2 protein-coding genes and 1 pseudogene are annotated in these 2,593 nt (G+C 59.7%); 2 read left to right on the top strand and 1 reads right to left on the bottom strand.

The genetic code is table 11. The features are described 5' to 3' along the window. Together QMK17_RS26095 and QMK17_RS26100 are read left to right on the top strand one after the other, a co-directional pair. The coding region (locus QMK17_RS26095; protein ID WP_283512191.1) for a hypothetical protein at positions 1 to 251 on the top strand (251 nt) is incomplete at its 5' end. Positions 252 to 1,213: 962 nt separating this feature from the next. Continuing rightward, positions 1,214 to 1,909: an LppP/LprE family lipoprotein gene (locus QMK17_RS26100; RefSeq protein WP_283512192.1), complete on the top strand. Its 696-nt coding sequence runs from the start codon at positions 1,214 to 1,216 to the stop codon at positions 1,907 to 1,909. A 320-nt stretch (positions 1,910 to 2,229) separates the two neighbouring features. Here the strand turns inward: QMK17_RS26100 and QMK17_RS26105 are convergent. Continuing rightward, positions 2,230 to 2,593: pseudogene (locus tag QMK17_RS26105) on the bottom strand (hypothetical protein); the annotation flags it as partial.

The raw sequence follows: 2,593 nt of genomic DNA on the forward strand, positions 1-2,593 counted from the left end.
TGCATCTGCGAGATGCCCTTCTTGTGGTCAGAATCGGTTCTGTAGAAAGTCCCATTCGTCCACCACAGCAGGGCATTTCGCGTCTAACGCGCATGTTGAGCGGCTACCTCATCGGTGCATTCAGGTTTAACGACGACCAATGCAATTTCGTACTCTCGCTCTCCGCCGGTCACCTGACAAAGAAGCATCAAGCCCAGCTCGCAGTGGAGCGCGCACGGTTACGCGACGAGCTTGGATATAGCGGAACCTAAGCCCCTGAGCCCATGAGCTGAATCCAGCACCTTTACGACCTGTAATAGGCGTCCGGGATGGCCCACATGGTCTAGTCGGGCAGTATTTATCGCTGTACCGCTGGAAGGTGGCGTCGTCAGTCTGAATATCGATGGTGAATCGTGCACGCTTGATTGCGTTGGGTGAGAGGGTTTGTATCCGAGTGTTCGAGGAGGACTGCACATGCGAATTGGCCGATTGATCCTATGGGTCTTGGCCGCCGGCCTAACTTCGGCGCTTATCGCTGGCTGTGATGCCGAGAGACGTGAAGCATTTGGAGAACCGGGCGCCGCCGAAGCCAATACGAGCGCTTCCACAACAGAAGCCGCGGGTCATAGAAATGCCCTGATGCCCGAGCATCTGACTGTCGATCGACCTGCGCTGGTCGATACAAACCGACTGGCCAGCGGCCTGCCTGTATGGCCAGGGCCGGACCCATCGCACTTCTTGAGGCCAAGTCCACCGGCGGGCGAATCTGGTCGGCTCACGGGCCCACAAGCGCGCGACGTTTATTTCGCAGCAAGGGACAATTCGGAAGCATTGTGGAACGGTGGAGGCACAGTGCAGTGGCTAGTGGTTACTTCCGTTCCATGACAGCCTGTTTGGGACTGGCCAGAGTTTACTTGACACCTGACCTGTGAGGATTTCCTCGTTGGAAGGATGTTGACTATGCCCAAGCCTTATCCTCAGGAGTTCCGCGACGACGTCGTGGCCGTAGCCGTGGCCCGCAAGCGCGGGGCCCTTTTTCCCAGATCGCGAAAGACTTCGGGATTATCCGAGGGCCACCTGCCAAACCGGCGGAAAGGTGCTGTCGGACCGGCGCATGTCCCGCCTATCGAATTGATTTCGTTACCCAACGGGCGTAACAGTCACCCCGCCCAATGCGAAAGACCTGTTGAGCGACGGTGATTGGCGGTCGCCCGCCGGCGGGAGGACCGAGGGGATGATGAAGACACTTGTACACGCAGGAATAGCTGCAGCTGCGGTTCTGGCTTTGGCGACCGGATGTTCCGACGACGGCAGTGTGGGGACGGCTGCAACCAGCGCAGTCGATGCGGTGAAACCGCAGACATCTGCACCCACCCCGGTGAGCGGTTCGGTAGGTGCGTCGGCCCAGCCGGGCAAGTCGGAGACAGCTCCGTCGGCTGGCACATCGGAGCCGGGCGCCCCGGCGATTCCGGTGGACAACCCGACGGATCCATCGGCAGCGGTGCCGGTGGACCAAGGGAATCCGTGCTTGGACACCAGCTCCGACCTGGTACAGAATGTCATAGCCACATTGGGTCCGCCGCCGGGCAGCGATTACTACGAAATCGGCGAGCACACGACGGCGACAACCCCGAACTGCCCGACGCTCACGTGGGCGGTCGCGGAGACCCCCAGCGGCACTGGTAGTTCGCCCGAAAACATCATGTTTTTTCACGACAACAAGTTCGCCCGGCTTGCCACCCCGAGCCCGTCCGCGTTCACGTCGATATCTGCTAGCACCGACGATTCGGTGACCGTGCACTATTCGTGGCTGGTGGGCGACGAGCCGAACTGCTGCCCGGAGGGCAATGCTGACGTGATGTTCAGCTGGGACGGCTCGAACGTTGTGTCGGACATACCGGTGCCAACCGAGGTGTACAACTTCAGTTAGCTATCGACGGTGGTGGTAGCCCAGCCACGCCTGGCGACGATCACCCAATGGATCGGATTCGACGCGGGACCGGTGATCGATGATCAGCGTCTCGCGTCGTTCCGTTGTGTAAGCGGGACATGTAGATTCAGGAACGCCGGGGCGCGAAGTTCAGCCAATTCCACTGCATCGTGTCCGCGACCCGGCGCTACCACCGATAAGTGTTGCGGCGCTACCGAGTAGGTCGTTCGCATTCCGAACACTGCCTCGCGAACCGGCGTAGCGGTTACAGGTCGTTGGCGAGATTGTCGCTCAGAAACTTCGTGAGTGTCGCCAGTCCGTCACGGCACGTAGAACGTCGCGAATCCTGGTGTGGATATCCCTCCTAGCGGATCGACGAAGGCCACTACCTGGCCGACGCCTGGGCGGATGGTCTCGTTGAGTGTGAGGCCTTGATTGAGTTGCTCGTTGGTGGGATTCACCCCGAACGCAACGGTGCCGGATGCTCCGGTACCGAGGCTCAGCCAGTGGATCACCGATGCGTGTGGATTCCCCCTGTTGTTCGGCAGAGTGGTCAATGATCGGCCCAAGGATTTCGGACAGTGGACCCGCTTAGAATAGGAATCTACTGAAATGAGTCCGACCAGCATGAGCAGATCTCGGCGATCGTTCTCGGCAGAGTTCAAAGATGAACTGTGCCGAGAG

The sequence above is a fragment of the Rhodococcus sp. G-MC3 genome (assembly GCF_030063335.1).
Classification (GTDB): Bacteria; Actinomycetota; Actinomycetes; order Mycobacteriales; family Mycobacteriaceae; genus Rhodococcoides.

What these genes read in the sequence shown, in the direction of transcription:
- QMK17_RS26100 (WP_283512192.1), top strand. Translation starts at nt 1,214, where the DNA reads ATGATGAAGACACTTGTACACGCAGGAATAGCTGCAGCTGCGGTTCTG.